The organism is Paenibacillus sp. OAE614 (assembly GCF_040546645.1).
GTDB lineage: Bacteria > Bacillota > Bacilli > Paenibacillales > Paenibacillaceae > Paenibacillus_AQ > Paenibacillus_AQ favisporus.
The window spans coordinates 4,124,311-4,139,640 of the sequence record NZ_JBEPOD010000001.1; the positions used below are offsets into that span (position 1 = coordinate 4,124,311).

Annotated in this window: 17 protein-coding genes; 7 read left to right on the top strand and 10 right to left on the bottom strand. The window is 52.3% G+C overall.

Annotation, left to right across the window (positions count from 1 at the left end):
* Positions 1-150: 150 nt before the first annotated feature.
* From ABIE48_RS18875 to ABIE48_RS18890, 4 genes are all read right to left on the bottom strand, one after another.
* Entirely contained in the window at positions 151-933 is a 783-nt protein-coding gene (locus ABIE48_RS18875) for an ABC transporter permease (protein ID WP_285855274.1), read from the bottom strand.
* Positions 934-1,022: 89 nt separating this feature from the next.
* Positions 1,023-1,793 (bottom strand): ABC transporter ATP-binding protein, encoded by a 771-nt coding sequence (locus ABIE48_RS18880; RefSeq protein WP_076171190.1) that lies wholly within the window; start codon positions 1,791-1,793, stop codon positions 1,023-1,025.
* A gap of 25 nt (positions 1,794-1,818) precedes the next feature.
* Positions 1,819-2,829 carry an ABC transporter substrate-binding protein gene (locus ABIE48_RS18885; RefSeq protein ID WP_192715528.1) on the bottom strand — a complete coding sequence of 337 codons (1,011 nt, stop codon included), beginning with the start codon at positions 2,827-2,829 and terminating at the stop codon, positions 1,819-1,821.
* A gap of 209 nt (positions 2,830-3,038) precedes the next feature.
* Positions 3,039-4,556, bottom strand: coding sequence for a carboxypeptidase M32 (locus tag ABIE48_RS18890; protein ID WP_192715529.1), 1,518 nt, complete (start codon positions 4,554-4,556; stop codon positions 3,039-3,041).
* Between the two features lie 123 nt (positions 4,557-4,679).
* Here ABIE48_RS18890 and ABIE48_RS18895 point away from each other — a divergent pair, with 123 nt between their 5' ends.
* The 6 genes from ABIE48_RS18895 (at position 4,680) to ABIE48_RS18920 (ending at position 8,408) form a co-directional block, all read left to right on the top strand.
* Entirely contained in the window at positions 4,680-4,979 is a 300-nt protein-coding gene (locus tag ABIE48_RS18895) for an iron-sulfur cluster biosynthesis family protein (RefSeq protein ID WP_192715530.1), read from the top strand.
* Positions 4,980-5,052: 73 nt separating this feature from the next.
* A complete protein-coding gene (locus ABIE48_RS18900) occupies positions 5,053-5,616 on the top strand; it encodes a beta-class carbonic anhydrase (RefSeq protein ID WP_192715531.1) in 564 nt (187 codons plus the stop codon).
* Positions 5,617-5,858: 242 nt separating this feature from the next.
* Positions 5,859-6,419: a PadR family transcriptional regulator gene (locus ABIE48_RS18905; RefSeq protein WP_076171178.1), complete on the top strand. Its 561-nt coding sequence runs from the start codon at positions 5,859-5,861 to the stop codon at positions 6,417-6,419.
* A gap of 136 nt (positions 6,420-6,555) precedes the next feature.
* Complete coding sequence (locus ABIE48_RS18910; RefSeq protein ID WP_192715532.1) at positions 6,556-6,993, top strand: hypothetical protein; 438 nt, start codon at positions 6,556-6,558, stop codon at positions 6,991-6,993.
* A gap of 5 nt (positions 6,994-6,998) precedes the next feature.
* Positions 6,999-7,295, top strand: a complete 297-nt coding sequence (locus ABIE48_RS18915; RefSeq protein WP_192715839.1) for a YxcD family protein — start codon at positions 6,999-7,001, stop codon at positions 7,293-7,295.
* 168 nt (positions 7,296-7,463) lie between these two features.
* The gene (locus ABIE48_RS18920) at positions 7,464-8,408 is read left to right on the top strand and encodes a hypothetical protein (protein ID WP_192715533.1); all 945 of its coding nucleotides are present in this window, start codon (positions 7,464-7,466) and stop codon (positions 8,406-8,408) included.
* 118 nt (positions 8,409-8,526) lie between these two features.
* Here ABIE48_RS18920 and pdxK read toward each other — a convergent pair whose 3' ends face one another.
* Entirely contained in the window at positions 8,527-9,339 is an 813-nt protein-coding gene (pdxK, locus tag ABIE48_RS18925) for a pyridoxine/pyridoxal/pyridoxamine kinase (RefSeq protein WP_192715534.1), read from the bottom strand.
* 324 nt (positions 9,340-9,663) lie between these two features.
* Here pdxK and ABIE48_RS18930 point away from each other — a divergent pair, with 324 nt between their 5' ends.
* The gene (locus tag ABIE48_RS18930) at positions 9,664-9,927 is read left to right on the top strand and encodes a hypothetical protein (RefSeq protein WP_192715535.1); all 264 of its coding nucleotides are present in this window, start codon (positions 9,664-9,666) and stop codon (positions 9,925-9,927) included.
* A gap of 99 nt (positions 9,928-10,026) precedes the next feature.
* On the opposite strand, the gene ABIE48_RS18935 is transcribed toward ABIE48_RS18930, so the two are convergent.
* From ABIE48_RS18935 to ABIE48_RS18955, 5 genes are all read right to left on the bottom strand, one after another.
* On the bottom strand, positions 10,027-10,980 hold the full coding sequence (locus ABIE48_RS18935; protein WP_192715536.1) for an aminoglycoside phosphotransferase family protein: 954 nt from the start codon (positions 10,978-10,980) through the stop codon (positions 10,027-10,029).
* Between the two features lie 44 nt (positions 10,981-11,024).
* Positions 11,025-11,429: a CBS domain-containing protein gene (locus tag ABIE48_RS18940; RefSeq protein ID WP_192715537.1), complete on the bottom strand. Its 405-nt coding sequence runs from the start codon at positions 11,427-11,429 to the stop codon at positions 11,025-11,027.
* A 307-nt stretch (positions 11,430-11,736) separates the two neighbouring features.
* Positions 11,737-12,924, bottom strand: coding sequence for a hypothetical protein (locus ABIE48_RS18945; RefSeq protein WP_192715538.1), 1,188 nt, complete (start codon positions 12,922-12,924; stop codon positions 11,737-11,739).
* Between the two features lie 237 nt (positions 12,925-13,161).
* Entirely contained in the window at positions 13,162-14,421 is a 1,260-nt protein-coding gene (locus tag ABIE48_RS18950) for a serine hydrolase domain-containing protein (RefSeq protein WP_354519481.1), read from the bottom strand.
* Positions 14,422-14,466: 45 nt separating this feature from the next.
* Positions 14,467-15,285, bottom strand: a complete 819-nt coding sequence (locus tag ABIE48_RS18955; RefSeq protein ID WP_354519483.1) for a helix-turn-helix domain-containing protein — start codon at positions 15,283-15,285, stop codon at positions 14,467-14,469.
* Positions 15,286-15,330 lie beyond the last annotated feature (45 nt).

Below are 15,330 nucleotides of genomic sequence, written 5' to 3' on the forward strand. Positions count from 1 at the left end.
ATATGAAATTTTCAGAAATACATTAAATGTTAATCAAATGCCGGTGAGGCTGCGGTTCGGGAAAGGGCAAAGGCTCTATGCTATAGCAAGTATATCCGCACCTATCTTCTCTTTCCCGCCCCCGCAGTTCCGGCCCTTCAAGGCTGCTCCCTACTGCCGATGCGCAAGCAGCTTTCTTTCAATATAAACGACCAGCTGGTACATAGCCGTAGCGACGACCGCGATGATCATCAAGCTGGCAAGTACCAGCGTAAAGTTGAACACCTGGAACCCGTAAATGATCAAATAACCGAGACCTATTTTTGCGACAAGAAACTCGCCGACGATCACGCCGACCCATGCCATGCCCACATTGACCTTCAGCGTGGAAATGATGGTCGGAAACGACGCCGGGAGGATGACCTGGTTGAATATCTGCCTCCGGGTTCCGCCGAACGTGCGGACGACCTTGACCAGGTTCGGGTCCACTTCCTTGAATGCGTTATAAACGACCAGCGTTGTCACAATGACGGTAATCGACAGCGTCGTAATGGTGATGGCCATAAAGCCTGCGCCGAACATCACGATGAAGATCGGACCAAGCGCCACCTTCGGCATGCTGTTGAACACGACCATATACGGATCCAGCACTTTTGAAAGAAACGGCGACCACCAGATTAAGACAGCCAGCAGCGTCCCCACGATCGTTCCCAGCAAAAATCCGACGACCGTCTCGCCCACCGTCACGCCCAAATGTCCCCACAGCTCTCCGCTGACCGCATCCTTCCAAATTTGTGCGAACACCTTGCTTGGATAGCTGAACAGCAGCACGTCGATCCATTTCAAACGTCCGGCGACTTCCCACAAGGCAAAGAACAGCACCAGAATGGCCATCTGAACGGACAGGACCTGTGCCCGCAGCTTGCGCTGGCGGCGCAAATGAGCTTGATGCAGAGCATCGAGGCTGGAACCCCGGTCCCTCCGGATCACTTCATCCGATCTAAGCACACTGTTCACACGCGCCGCCTCCCTTCTTCCATATGTCAGTCTTCCTCCGACTCCATCTCGCGCCAGATTTCGTGAAACAATTCATTGAAACCTTCCTCCTTTCTGGCATAGAAAGGCTGTGTCTCCCGGATGTGCCCGGGCACTTCAAAGGTACGGCGGATTCGGCCGGGATTTTTACCCAGCAGAACGACCCGGTCGCTGACGGCCACGGCCTCGGATAAATCGTGCGTGACCAGAATTGCCGTTTTGTTCTTTTCCCGCAGCGTCCCGGCAATTAAATCTTCAAGCTGCAGTTTGGTCTGATAGTCAAGTGCCGAGAAGGGCTCATCGAGCAGCAGCAGTCCGGGATCGGTCGACAGCGTCCGTACCAGGGCAACCCGCTGCCTCATCCCACCCGACAGCTGCTGCGGGTACAGACTCCCCGTTCCTTCCAGTCCCATCTCGTCAAGCAGCTGCGTCAGGTGATCCATCGATTCCCGCTGCAGGCGCCCGGTTACCTCAAGCCCGATGGCCGCGTTCTGAAGGATTGTGCGCCAAGGGAACAAATAATCCTGCTGCAGCATATACCCGACATCCGGGGAAGGCCCCTCCACCTTCCGCCCATAGACAAGCACCTCGCCGTTCGTCGGATGCAAGAGCCCGGCAATCATGGACAGAATCGTCGTTTTTCCGCATCCGCTCGGTCCGACCAGGCTGATGAACTCTCCGGGATGTACCGTCAGATTCAGTCCTTCGACAGCAAGCGAAGCTTCTCGGTCGTTAACGTATACATGCGTCAAATTTTTAAGTTCGACTACCGGCTCCATGCGCACGATCTCCTCTCCATAACCATTATTTCACGGACGATTTGGCCTTTTCGGCAAAACTGTTGTCCACGATGGCGGAGGCAGGCACCTTCTCCTTCAGTTCTCCCGCCTGATCCATGACGTCCAGCAGGTTGTTCCACTCCGTCTCATCCACGATGGGATCCGTCGCGTACGTTCCCTGATCCTTATACCGTTTGACCGCCGAGACAACGATATCCTTATCGGTATCCTTAAAATAAGGAAGAATGACGTCGGTGATCTCCTCGGGGGTGTGCTGCTGCACCCAATTTTGGGCTTTCTGGAGCGCGTTCGTAAATTTCTGAACAGTTTCGCCGTTCTTCTTGATATAACTCTGCTTGCTCATAAAGACCGTATAGGGCAGATGTCCGCTCTCCACTCCGAATGAGGCAACGACATGCCCTTTGCCTTCTTTTTCAAAAATCGAGGCCTGCGGCTCAAACAGCTGCACGTATTCACCTGTTCCGGACAAAAACGCCGAAGCGATATTGGCAAAATCGATGTTTTGGATCAGGTTCAGATCCTGATGCGGATCGATGCCATGCTTTCTCAGCGTAAACTCGCCGGCCATCTGCGGCATGCCGCCCTTGCGCTGCCCGAGGAAGGTTTTCCCTTTCAGCTGATTCCAGTCCAGCTCTCCTTCATCCTGCCTTGAGACGAGGAATGTGCCGTCCGTCTGCGTCACCTGACCGAAGTTGATCACAGGATCGTCCGAACCTTGCTGATATACGTAAATCGACGTCTCGGATCCGACCAGGGCCACATCGATGGCACCCGAGAGCAGCGCCGTCATCGTCTTATCACCGCCGGGAATCGTCTGCAGCTCCACATCCAGTCCTTCTTCCTTAAAAAAGCCTTTCCCAAGCGCCACATATTCCGGAGCGTAAAATACCGAGCGCGTCACTTCGCCGATTTTGACCTTCACGTCACCCTTGCTTCCGGAGCAACCGGACAGCACGGCTGCGCAAAGGAGAACCGCCGCAAGCACCAGGGCGAATCCACGTTTACCCTTTCTCATTGTCATTGTCCTCCATCCTTCTTCGCGTTCCAGCCATATGCCATCTTATGCATGCGCCCAGCAAAGGGTTAAACATGGCCACGGACGAACACAAAAATACCCCCGCCATTTCCTCAAGTAGCCTCGGGGCTTCTTTACGGAAGTGACAGGGGTGCTTCTGTGCTTACGCTTGGATGATTGGATCTGATGTCAAGCGTTCCTGCGCTGCATTACAATTGATAAATTTCCTTATATTTCGTTTCGAGGTAATCAGCCAAATAGTCCGGGTTCAGCTCTTCACCGGTCACCTGCAAAATGATTTCGGACGGCTTGCGGCTCTTGCCGTAGCGGTAAATCTTCTCCGTGAGCCACTCGCGGATCGGTGCCAGATTGCCTTCCTTAATATGCTGATCCAGCTCTGGCATCTCCTTGCGCAGCGTGTTCATGATTTGCGCTGCATACATGTTGCCGAGGGAATAGGAGGCGAAGTAACCGAAATCCCCGCCGGACCAGTGCACGTCCTGAAGGACGCCCAGGCTGTCGCTTGGCGGTGTAATGCCGAGGTACTGCTCGTATTTCTCGTTCCATACCTTAGGCAGATCCTTGACCTCAAGCCCCTCGTTAAACAGCATCTTCTCGATTTCATAGCGGATAATAATGTGCAGGTTATACGTCAGCTCATCAGATTCGATCCGGATCAGGGAGTTCTCCACGCGGTTGACGGCCCGGTAGAAATCATCCAGCTGCACGTCCTTCAGCTGCTGCGGGAAATGCTGCTGCAGATCAGCATAGTAGCGTTCCCAGAAGGCGCTGCTGCGTCCGATCATATTTTCCCACAGGCGGGACTGCGATTCGTGAATGCCCATGGACGTCCCTTGGGCGAGCGGCGTTCCGGCCAGCTCCTTGCTCACGTTTTGCTCGTACAGGGCATGGCCGCCTTCATGCAGGGAGCTGAACAGCGCACTCGTCACGTCGTCCTGCAAATAATGGGTCGTAATCCGCACATCTCCCGGGTTCAAGCCGGTGGCAAACGGGTGTACGCTCTCATCGAGGCGCCCGGCTTCGAAATCGTACCCCATTTCGCCAAGAATGAAGCGGCTCATCTTCGCCTGCTGCTCCTGCTCGAACAGCTGGTCCAGGAACGACGTATCCGGTTTGTTCGGAGACGCCGCAATCGACTCCACGAGCGGAACCAGCCGGTCACGAAGCTTGCTGAACACCTGGTCCAGCTTCTCAACCGTCATATCCGGCTCATAACGGTCCAGCAGTGTGTCATATGGCGTACCCTTGACGCCCCAATATCCGATGAATTCCTTCAGCATGCCCACCAGCTTCGTCAAGTTCGGCTCCAGCATGGCAAAGTCGCTCTTCGCCTTCGCTTCCTCCCAAATCGTCTGGGAATGGGATGACAGCACCATAAATTCCTGAAACTTTTCCGCCGGGATGCTTTTGTTCTCGTCGTATTCTTTTTTACACTCGTCAACGATCCTTCTGGAAATATCGTCCAACCCCTCATATGTATCAGGACGGGTCAACGCCTCCAGATACGAGCCCATTTCATCCGAAATTCGGAGTTTGAAATCTTCCGCCGACAGCATCCCGATCACCTCGGAACGCTGCTCTGCTCCTTTACGAGGTGCACCCGTCCGCAAGTCCCAGTGCATCAAGCCGATGGCCTCGTCATAGCTTCTGATTTTGCGGACCAGACCGAGAAATGAGTCCAATGTCGCTTTTGCTTCTTTTTCCATAATTAGGTTCACCTCACGCCGAATTTTTTCTTCCTTCTTGATGATACTTTTACTGGAAAGTATAATCAATATTTAATAGACGCTATTATCCTTTTTACATAGGGAAGGAGCCTGAAACCCGCCGTGGTTATCCAAGTTACCGAAACTGCCAAAAAGCATATCGAGTCGCTTGCCGGGCCGGAATCGGCCATAATCCGGCTTGCCTACGATTCCGAAGGCTGCGGCTGCGGCGTCAACGGTCTGCCGGCACTCTGGATCGTTTCCGCCAAAGAAGCCGATGATGAGGAAATACAGAGTAATCAGCTGGATTTTATTATTCACCGCCTGCAGGCGGTTTTTTTCGAAGAGCATCTATACCTTGACTCCGAAAAAAAACGATCCATCGTTCCGGCTTACTGGGGACGGCCAGCTGTACGGTCATAATATCAGGCTAGTGGATAAGCGTTGACGCCTTACATCATGCATCATTACCCAACAATGGAAGGAGCAATTCATTATGACAACCGTTTCGCAAATTTTGGAGTTCAACCAGCAGTTCGTAGAAAGTAAAGAGTACGAAAAATACATTACCGGCAAGTTCCCCGAGAAAAAGCTCGTCATCGTCACTTGCATGGATACGCGCCTCGTAGAGCTGCTGCCCAAAGCGATGAACGTCCGCAACGGCGACGTGAAGCTTATCAAAAACGCCGGTGCGATCATCTCGCATCCGTTCGGCAGCGTCATGCGGAGCGTTCTCGTCGCTCTGTATGAACTGAAAGCTGACGAAGTCATCGTCGTCGGGCATCTGGACTGCGGCATGGCGGCGCTCAACGCAGACGTCATGATCGAGCATATGAAGGAGCGCGGCATCACCGATGAGGTGCTGTCGACGCTGGAGAACTCCGGCATCAAGCTGACCGAGTGGCTGCGCGGATTCGATAACGTACAGGAAGGCGTAAAAGGAACCGTGGGCCTGATCAAAAATCACCCGCTTCTCCCGCCGGGCTGCAGCGTTCACGGCATGGTCATCGATCCGAAAACAGGCCACCTCGAGCTGGTTGTCGACGGTTACGATAAGTAGAATACGCTTGGATTTGCAAAAACACGGATGATCATCATCCGTGTTTTTCTATTTTGTGAACAGCGAGCAGCGGTCCAGCGCCGAACCGGCTTCTTTAAACTCGATTTATCAGTGTTAGACGCACATCATTTTCTTTTTCCGTTCAGATCCATGCTTTCCAGTCATGAGCTCAGGTTGAAAACCATACAGTTTAAGTGTACACTTTGGTTGAAAAGACCATCTCACGTATAGGAGATATGCTAATGAATACACTTTCCTATGGACTACTAGCTTTCCTTGCACGGGAACCCGGATCAGGATATGATGTGATGCTCAAGATTCAGCCGTTCTGGCAGGCCAAGCACAGCCAAATCTATCCGCTGCTGGCGCAGATGGAAGAGAATGAGCTGCTGAGCTCCCATTGGGTGAAACAATGCGACAAACCGGATAAGAAGGTATACTCCATTACGGACAGCGGCATCCGCAAGCTCAAGGAATGGATGTACAAACCGCTTCCCGATCCGGTGACCCGCGACGAATTATCGATGAAAACCTTCTGCATGTGGATGACCGACAGGGATAACGCCATCGATATCGTGGAAACCCGCAAATCTTACTTCATCCGCCGGCTGGAATCGTTCCAATCGATGCAGGGCAAAGTGACGGAGGAACATAAGAAATTCGGTACCCGGGAATTTTACGATCACCTGCTGATCCAGAAAGGCATCTTTAATGCGGCAGCCGGTTTGGAATGGTGCAATTGGGTTCTGGGCATATTGAGAGAATGCGATTATTCAGAGCCTCCGGCATTAGTCAAACCGTAAACTGAATGATCTGACATTATTCATCTTTATCGGCAAAAATTAATTTAATTAATTTTGAAACCTTAAGATATTTGGTACGTAATGTATTATGAGATAGACATGCTTTCACCATTCTCAGGGAGGTATATTTCAAACCATGAAAAAATTTTTACAGAAGTGGATGCTAATTGCTTTGGCGTTTACGTTCTTCTTCGCTGTTACCGTACCGGATAACGCGGACGCCAGACGTGCAGGCGGTGGATATAAATCCGGCACAAGGTCCTACACGAACACGCCGAGCAAGTCGACGCCGAACAGCAACGTCAAAAAGTCGACCAACAACACCTCGAGTACAGCCGGCACAACGGCAAAACGCGGCTTCTTCAGCGGCGGCAGCTTTATGAAGGGACTCATGATCGGCGGATTGGCCGGACTTCTGTTCGGCGGCATGTTCAGCAACATGGGATTCATGGGCGATTTCTTCGGATTGATCATCAACCTGCTGGCCATTTACGTTCTCTTCTCGCTCATCCGGGCCGGATACAGAGCGTTCCGCAACCGGAAGCGACCGAATCCGAATGACGGACGGTACTGATCATGTTGATTCTGACCATGGATGAAATCGTGAACGCGATTTGTCTTCATACCGCCGAGCGTAAGCAGATCCGTCCGACGGATGTGCAGGTGGAGCTGAGCTGGGACGAGGAAACGGGATATACCGCAGAGGTTTGGACACAGGGACGGAGCCAGTTTTTGGTTGAGTCCAACATGATTGAAGCCATCCTGCGTTACCTCTACAGCGAATATAACATTCGGGCTTACCGCGAGCAGGTGACGCTGGATTTGGATGAAGAAATCACGGCTCACGTTGATGTTGAGGTTGAACAGGCGTATTAATTTATAGCGAAGGCTGGGTGTCCGTTTTGGATGCCTGGCCTTCTTTTTGATATCCCGATTCATTTTGACCGTTACATTACCTTGACACGGGGTCCACCCACTGCCTATAATCCCCCTAATTAGGGGCTGCTGCCTTATGTGCGGTTTGGCTCAAGGGAGGGATCAGGGGTGTCAGATGAAACCAACCATAGAATTCATACGGAACATACATTGGATCAAGGGCCGTTATCGGAAACATTAAGCAGGCGGCTGTCGGGTTCGGAGCTGAACACGCTGCTGCTGAAGGTATTCAGGGAACGGACCCAAGCGGGGAATGCCTCCGATTTGCTGAAAAGGTACCATGACAACCGGTTTGTCAAACCGGCCGAAGTGTCCGCGCTTGATTTAAAAAGGCTGGAGCTGGACGTGCTCGAAATCGCCGATGCGCATGCTTTTGAGCCCATTCAGCTCTCTCCTGCCGCCCCTCTCGGGTCGTGCTCGGTCGTCGCCACCGTCGACCAGAACAAGGTCATATCCGCCTTAAGGGGAACCGAGCTTGTGGCGGATGCTACCAACATGCTCGCCTTGCATATCAGCGACGGGTTAAAGAGCGGTGATCTGGATAACCGGAGCCGCCACGTCCGGCTCAGCACAACACATCGTCACGTGCGGGCCCAGCAGTTTCATGCCCCCGGGATGGTACCCCACTTTCATGTCTTTTGTATGGTTTCTTCCGGCATGGACCAAGGATCGTACAGCTTTGAAATCCCTTCCTTTTGGGAGCATATCCGGGTATATCGGGACATTTTCGACCGGCTGTTCCACAGTCCCATCAGCGTTGAAATCCAAGTCCGTCAAGGTTATGCGGATCCCGAAGGGCTGGTGCGCCGGGTGGCCGGGGCCGGCAAAACGGAATCGGTTGACGTGACCGTTTCCCTTCACTCAGACAAAACAAATAACGCGTATTACGAGGGTCTCCAGTTCACTTTGGTGACCGAAATTCAAGGAAACACCTATGCCATCGGCGACGGCGGATTCGTTAACTGGACGCAGCAGCTGATCGGGAATAAAAAACAGCGGATGCTGATCAGCGCGATCGGACTGGAGCGGCTCACGCCTCTCTATCGGCGGTGAGTAATCTCCCCCCGCTGCCTATGTCATAAAAACGAATGAAAAAAGGATGCACATTCCGGGAATGTGCATCCTTTTTCTTCATTGCTCCAAAGCAGCCTGCTGCCCATTGGCTTCGAAATTACCGGTTCAGACGATACCCGCCGTGGAAGACCGGCCCCACGTATTCGTTGAACTGGTATCCGCTGCGAATGGCCGCCGACACAAAATCTTTGGCTTTGGCCACCGCATCTGCGACAGATAGTCCATTCGCCAGTCCGCCCGTAATCGCCGCGGCGAAAGTACAGCCGGCACCGTGGTTGTAGGCCGGTTCGATCTTGTCCGTCTCCAGGACGGTAAAGTCCTTGCCGTCGAAGAAGACGTCGATCGCACGGTCGCCACCGAGTGCCTTTCCGCCTTTGACAACGACGTTTTGGGCGCCGAGGCCGTGAATTTTGCGGGCCGCCTCCTTCATTTCCTCGACGCTGGTCAGCTTGCCAAGGCCGGACAGCACGCCGGCTTCAAACAGATTGGGCGTAACCACCGTGGACAGCGGAAGAAGCAGGTCGCGAATCGCCTCTGCGCTTTCGGGATTCAGCACTTCGTCTTCGCCTTTGCAGACCATGACCGGGTCAATGACCACGTTTTTCTGCTGATTGCTTTTGATCGCCTGCTCCGCTACGCGGACGATGTCCACGCTGCCAAGCATGCCTGTCTTCATGGCGTCCACCGGTCCACCGGCAAAGACCGTCTTCAGCTGCTCCGCAACCAAAGCCGAATCCACCGGATATACGTTATGATGCCAGCCGTTGTCCGGGTCCATAGTCACGATCGTGGTCAGCGCGCTGAAACCGTAAGTGCCGTACTCTTCGAAAGTTTTCAAATCCGCCTGAATGCCTGCGCCCCCGCTGGAGTCGCTGCCGGCAATGGTTAACGTCTTCATAATCTTCGGCATGTGAATTTCCCCTTTGTTCTGCGTGAATGCTTATTTTCTGAAACTGAGTTGATTATACCAGAAAATTGTCGAATGCGTTATTCCAGCGACCTCCATTTTAGGATGTACCCAAAGCATTCAAAATAGCCGGATCGTTGGCATCCCCCCAACAATGGCTGTATGGAACTGAGGTGCCTACCCCTGAAAACTTAAAGCAATGCCAATCTATTGCACCTTTATAAGCAAGCGATAGAGATCCCCGTGTCTTGTGAGGTTCCTGTCTAGCACGTTTTCTATCTCCACTGCATTGAATATAGCGAACTACTAGAAAAGAGGTGAGACGCTATGCCCCGTCGTGTGAAGGCTGTCCGGCAGCCGGACCTTGTACTGATCAGCTGGTCCAGAAACCCGCTGGTTCCCGGTTCTGCACGCAGAATCGTCGCTGCTCGTGTCATTGGCAGCGCCGCTCCCTGCAGGCAAGACTTAAGACCCAATGCGCTGCTCAGCACTGCATTGGCTTGTCTACAGGATCATGATGTAGGATTTAAAATCGTATTCCGCAAAACGACTTCCGATATCAGCGGGTACCTGCTGCTGCAGCGCAATTAATCTTTATGAAAAGAGGAGGAAGCCGGTTGGCTTCCCCCTCTTTTCAGCTCGTGTGTGAATATATCAACATCCAAGATGAAAATTTCAGACATCGTTGGATTATTTTATTTCCAGCAGTTCCTTCTCTAAACTGTGAAGTGTCGATGTTCGTTCTGACGGTGATTGACGGTCAAATAACAGCTGTTCAATAAACTCCCATACATCCTCCAGCTTCCTTCTGATTTGGTAGAACAGCAGCGTCCTGCCATTCAGCGTGAAATCGGGATGAAATTGCCGATAAATCTGCATAAATTCATTAAAGTAGGGTTGGTCTACCACAAACATTAGGTCAGCTTCTACAGGAGCTAGCTTAAGGCCCTCCCAGTCAATCAGCATCAGTTGACGGCGGCTTTGAGGCTGCATTAAATTCCATGGATGGATATCCGTATGGCACAGCGCAAGCGGAAGGTTGCTCTGTTTTAGCTCGGCTGATATTTCATCGGCATTGAAGATCATCCGGTTTAACGTTTCAAGGTATGGCCCCAGCAGATCATATACATCGCCTGGAAGACCGGCACCCTTAGTCATCAGGATATTTTTCAAGCTTAATGCAAACGGCAGCTCGAAATTTTCCACGATATTTTCAGACTGAACAGGCATCTCTTTACCGCAGCTATGCAGTTCGGCCACGATTGCCGCGAGCTGGCAAATTTGTTCCTGTGTCAGCGGTTTGTCCCCAATGGTCTCACCATCAATATAGTCATAGAGGAGATAGATGCCATAATCATCTTCACAACGGTAATGACCATGGATCGTCATCATCGGAACAGGTATTTTCCCATGCAGCGCTGTAGACCGCTCAAGCCAGCTCGTGATGGGTACATATTGATCAATCCGCGCGGTCCATTTGGACGTGGACGACCTGTCTTTTTCATATACCTTCAGAAAGTAGGAGCGGCGGCTTTCCGGTTCCGTCACCTTATAGGCCAGCGCGGCCCATCCGCCCTTCTGCCGGAGAACCTCCACCTGCTCCAGTCCGTAATACTTGCTCAGGATGGCTGTGAACTTGTTCATAAGATTCATTCACCCGTTGTTCCGGTCTTGATCTGACCGAATGATCAATCACTAATGTTGCTCGTGTAATACTCTATAATAACCTTGCGGCGGATGATGCCGATAAAGATCTGGTTTTCATCCACGACGGGAACAAAGTTTTGGTCGGCGGCCAACTCCAGCATATCTTCCAGATGCGCATGGATTGAAACGCATTCATTTTTAATCCGGCGCTTAATCTCATGGACCATGACGGTATCCAAATTTTGAAAGCTCAGCCCGGGGGTATTCTTCATTTTCCACAATAGATCCCCTTCGGCCAGCGTGCCTGCGTATTTCCCCTCTTCATCGATGACGGGGATCGCCGAATACTGGCTTTGCTCCAGCTTGTCCATAGCCTCCTGCATCGTGGAAGAAGAATGGATGTAAGCCACCTTGTCTTTGGGGAACAGAAAATCGGATATTTCCATCGAACAAAAGCTCCCTTCTCATTCAATTTGCGCCGCTACTAGTGCGTCTGTAGTGGACAGGAGCGATTTGCCGCTCGCTCTGTGCCTTTGTTGTAAGTGTAGCATACTCGAAAAAAAGAAAAAACTTTCGAATCATGCGAAACAGATACGAAGCCGCTGTCCGTGGACATCGGAGCGGGAAGTGAACGCCTGTAAGAAGCAGAGAGAGTTCGCATAAGCAAAAAGCCCATTCGGCGTCGATAACGCCATGGATGGGCACTTTGTTTTGATCATTTTTTTCGTATACATCGTCAAACTTCAGTGGATTTCAATAGTTCTGAAGGGCGGCGGCACCAAGCTTTATTAGCTTGTAAGCTCCGTCCGCAGTGCCGATGAGCAGCGTCTGCCCGTTCTGTAAAGGCTGAACGAATTCACCGGCATTGTAGCTGGCACGGTTAATCACTTTCGTCCAAGTCGTATCCCCGTCAGGAGCGATTCCCCAAACCCCTTGTCGGGATACCGTCCCGTGCCAATCCTCATTCACTTTACCCGTCGCGATAAATCCGCCGTCTGATGCAGGCTGGATATCGTTCACCATGCTGCGGTCAAACGCAGAATCAAGTATAGTTGTCCATTGCAGCGTGCCGCTGCGATCCACCGACAGCGCAAAGCCTGTAGTCAAATACCGGATCGGATCGTTCGGGTTCGGATGGTTATAATAGCCGGCGGCCACGATACTGCCGTCATGTGCTTCGGCGAGCGACAAAACTTCAACGTTCTGGGAATCGTCTGCCACTGCGATCGATTGCTTCCATTTGACTTGACCCGATGGAGCGAATTTGGCCAGCACCACATGCCCCTTCTCCCCGTCCCGGTACTCACTGCCGGATATGAGAAACCCTCCATCCGACGTGTGCTCCACGGAATGAATCCGTTCGAAGGCAACGTCTACCAGATCTCCTTCATGCAAGGCTTTTCCCGCTTCGGAAAATACGATCCAATGTAGCGTATGGCTATTGGAGGTGCTTCCAGGTGTATCCACTGCAGCCGCATACTTTCCGTTTTTCAGTTGATCCACCGAAACGATATAACTGTCCGCCTTCTCCAGGGTATAAGTCCACTCCTTTTGCCCTTTTTCGCCCACCTTTAAAATCTGTGATCCACCTCCAGCGATATACCCCTGATCCTGGGTGTGGTGGAACTCCGCGATATATTCAAGCTCATGTTTGGGAAAGCTGATTTCCTTCTTAATTTGACCATAAGCGCCGATCGAATGGACGACAACCTCATCCCCTTCAATTCCGGCATAGGAAATCGCGTTCATCCCGTATTCAAAAACATCACCAGCATGAACATTCAAGTCCGAATAAGAAAGCATCTGCGGGGGGTTCTGGGCGGACGGCTCCGCAAATACATTGCTGCCGGCGATTATGCCCCATAGGCCAACAGCTGCCCCAAACAGCCATTTGCGGACATTCGATGGTTTGCTGGACCGTTTGGTGATCGTCATCATCATTTCATCAGCTCCTTGTCAGAATTGGGACCCGTTTCCATTATGGGCGGCGATTCTCTCTCCAACAAGCGGCAAAAGGGCTGGATCGCCCCCTGCCAAACTGACCAATATACAAGTACATTTTGACTAATATAAGGTACCCACTATGCCATCTCCCGGAAATAGAAACGGCTTACGTCCAGTGGATGACGTAAGCCACAGCAAAAATATAAAAAAGACCGAAAACGTACTCTAGGTTGTTTAATCCAATGCGCTGTAAACGACGTTGCGGATCCGGTTCGCAATATAAGGCTCGCGGCTCGGCAGCATCTGCTGCATATACACGAGGGTCAAGTCTTCCTGCGGGTCAATCATAACCCAGGAACCGGCCATGCCGGCCCAGCCGTATTCCCCGATCGAGCTGCCTGTGCCGCCAGCCGCCGGATCGATCATCACCCGAACGCCAAGCCCGTAACCGTATCCGTTTAAATGCCCCCAATTGTAATCATTCATCTGTTGTGGGGTTAAATGATTACTCGCCATCAATTGAACGGTCTTTGGACTCAGCAACCGGTAGCCGTCCAGTTCCCCGCCACGAACGAGAGCCTGTGCGAAACGGGCGTAATCACCGATCGTCGACAACAGCCCTCCCCCGCCGCTCTCGAACCGGCATTCCGGTTGATACGGGGTTTCGAGCGAGTTGTTGGGCGTTAGCGTTCCGTCTTCTGCAAGATTGTACATCACGGCAAGACGATCCCGCTTGCCTTCACTAATCCGGAAAGAGGTGTCTTTCATACCCAGCGGGTCGAATATTTCCCGCTTCAAGTATTGTTCGAACGTCTGTCCGGACAGCACTTCAATCAGCGCCCCGAGCACATCATGGCTCAGGCCGTATTGCCAGCGTGTTCCGGGATCGAAGGCGAGCGGAACTTCTGCCAGCGCGCGGGTGAAAGCACGCACGTCCATCGACGCCGGCGCTTTTTGATAAATCGGCCCCGTTAACCGCTCCGTTTCCGATCCGCTGCCGCCATAGGTGAGACCGGACGTCATCGTAAAAAGATCCCTGATGCGAATCGGACCCGCCGCAGGGCCGGCCACCATGTTACCGCTTTCATCTTGACGAAATACCGACGGGCTCTTGAACTCGGGCAAATATTCCTCCAGCGGATCATCAAGCAGGTACAGTCCACGTTCATACAGCTGGAGAGCTGCTGCGCATGTGATGACTTTCGTCATGGAATACATGCGATAGATGGTGTCCGATTGGATAAGCTGCTTTGTTTCCAAATTCGCATATCCGAATTTCTCATCATAGACCGTTTCACCTCTGCGCATCACCAAACAGGCGCAACCGGCCGGTCCTCCCTGTTCCATATACCTTTTGAACAGCGGGGTCAAACGTTCGAAACTGCTCATAGCCATCGCCCCTTTCACAAATGTCGCGCTCCGCAATGTGTCATCATGCCGCCTCCCGCATTGCTGGGTCAAGAACGCCGACTTGCGGTCGCCTACCTCGTTCATATATACCACTCTTTTACTGCCCGATTCAACCATCGGTCTTCAACGTTAAGAGCCCTTGTCCATAGTAGGGGACGGATTGCGGTATTCACGGGGCGTAACTCCGTAATATTTGCGAAATTGGTCGGCAAAGTGGTTGTAGTTACCGAAACCGACCTCTATGGCGGCTTCTACCGCCAGCCTTCCGGAATGCTTCATCAGCAAAGCCGCTTGACGGATACGCATTTGATTGACATGCTGCACAATGGTGCGGCCCGTCTCTGCCTTAAACAAATGGGCCAGGCGTGAAGGGGACAACCCTACCTCCCGGGCCAACAAATCAACCCTGATCTCCTCCTTCATCCGGCTGGAGAGGATGCCCAGCGTCTGTTCGATTCTGGGATCAAACCGTTTCTTCGTCCGCTGCGCAAGCAGAAGCAGTACTTCACGAATCGCGTTCTCGCACAAGGGCTTCCACAAAACGGATCTGTCGCGCGAATCCTGAAGGACGTTGCGAAACGCCCGCTCGATCCGGTCTTTGATGCGTTCTTCGGACAGCGTTTCAATCAGGATGTCATCTTCGGGCAGATAAGCGTTTTCCGGGAGTCCGGGATAATGGATCCATAAAAAATTCCACCATGATCCTCGGACCGTCCCGTATTCGTGCGGCACGCCTGACCGGAGCAGGCCAAGCTGCCCGGCTCCGCACCCCTTCTTTCCGCTGGGTGTCAGGAAGTAACCCTCGCCGCTAAGCGTATAGACCAGCAGCCAGTCCCGCATCCCGTCTGGCCGGTGCAGTCTGTAGGTGTCATCTTTTTCAAAATGGTCACCGAATATCGCTGCGCCAGTTCCTTCAAGGACGTCTGGTTGACGAACAAACCCTGACACATTCGCACCTCCCCTCATTTCGGATGATAGCAGGATTCCGTGACT

Coding starts and splice junctions, on each gene's coding strand:
- ABIE48_RS18880 (WP_076171190.1), bottom strand. CDS start 1,793: ATGGAGCCGGTAGTCGAACTTAAAAATTTGACGCATGTATACGTTAAC.
- ABIE48_RS18885 (WP_192715528.1), bottom strand. CDS start 2,829: ATGAGAAAGGGTAAACGTGGATTCGCCCTGGTGCTTGCGGCGGTTCTC.
- ABIE48_RS18890 (WP_192715529.1), bottom strand. CDS start 4,556: ATGGAAAAAGAAGCAAAAGCGACATTGGACTCATTTCTCGGTCTGGTC.
- ABIE48_RS18900 (WP_192715531.1), top strand. CDS start 5,053: ATGACAACCGTTTCGCAAATTTTGGAGTTCAACCAGCAGTTCGTAGAA.
- ABIE48_RS18905 (WP_076171178.1), top strand. CDS start 5,859: ATGAATACACTTTCCTATGGACTACTAGCTTTCCTTGCACGGGAACCC.
- ABIE48_RS18910 (WP_192715532.1), top strand. CDS start 6,556: ATGAAAAAATTTTTACAGAAGTGGATGCTAATTGCTTTGGCGTTTACG.
- pdxK (WP_192715534.1), bottom strand. CDS start 9,339: ATGCCGAAGATTATGAAGACGTTAACCATTGCCGGCAGCGACTCCAGC.
- ABIE48_RS18930 (WP_192715535.1), top strand. CDS start 9,664: ATGCCCCGTCGTGTGAAGGCTGTCCGGCAGCCGGACCTTGTACTGATC.
- ABIE48_RS18935 (WP_192715536.1), bottom strand. CDS start 10,980: ATGAACAAGTTCACAGCCATCCTGAGCAAGTATTACGGACTGGAGCAG.
- ABIE48_RS18940 (WP_192715537.1), bottom strand. CDS start 11,429: ATGGAAATATCCGATTTTCTGTTCCCCAAAGACAAGGTGGCTTACATC.
- ABIE48_RS18945 (WP_192715538.1), bottom strand. CDS start 12,924: ATGATGATGACGATCACCAAACGGTCCAGCAAACCATCGAATGTCCGC.
- ABIE48_RS18950 (WP_354519481.1), bottom strand. CDS start 14,421: ATGAACGAGGTAGGCGACCGCAAGTCGGCGTTCTTGACCCAGCAATGC.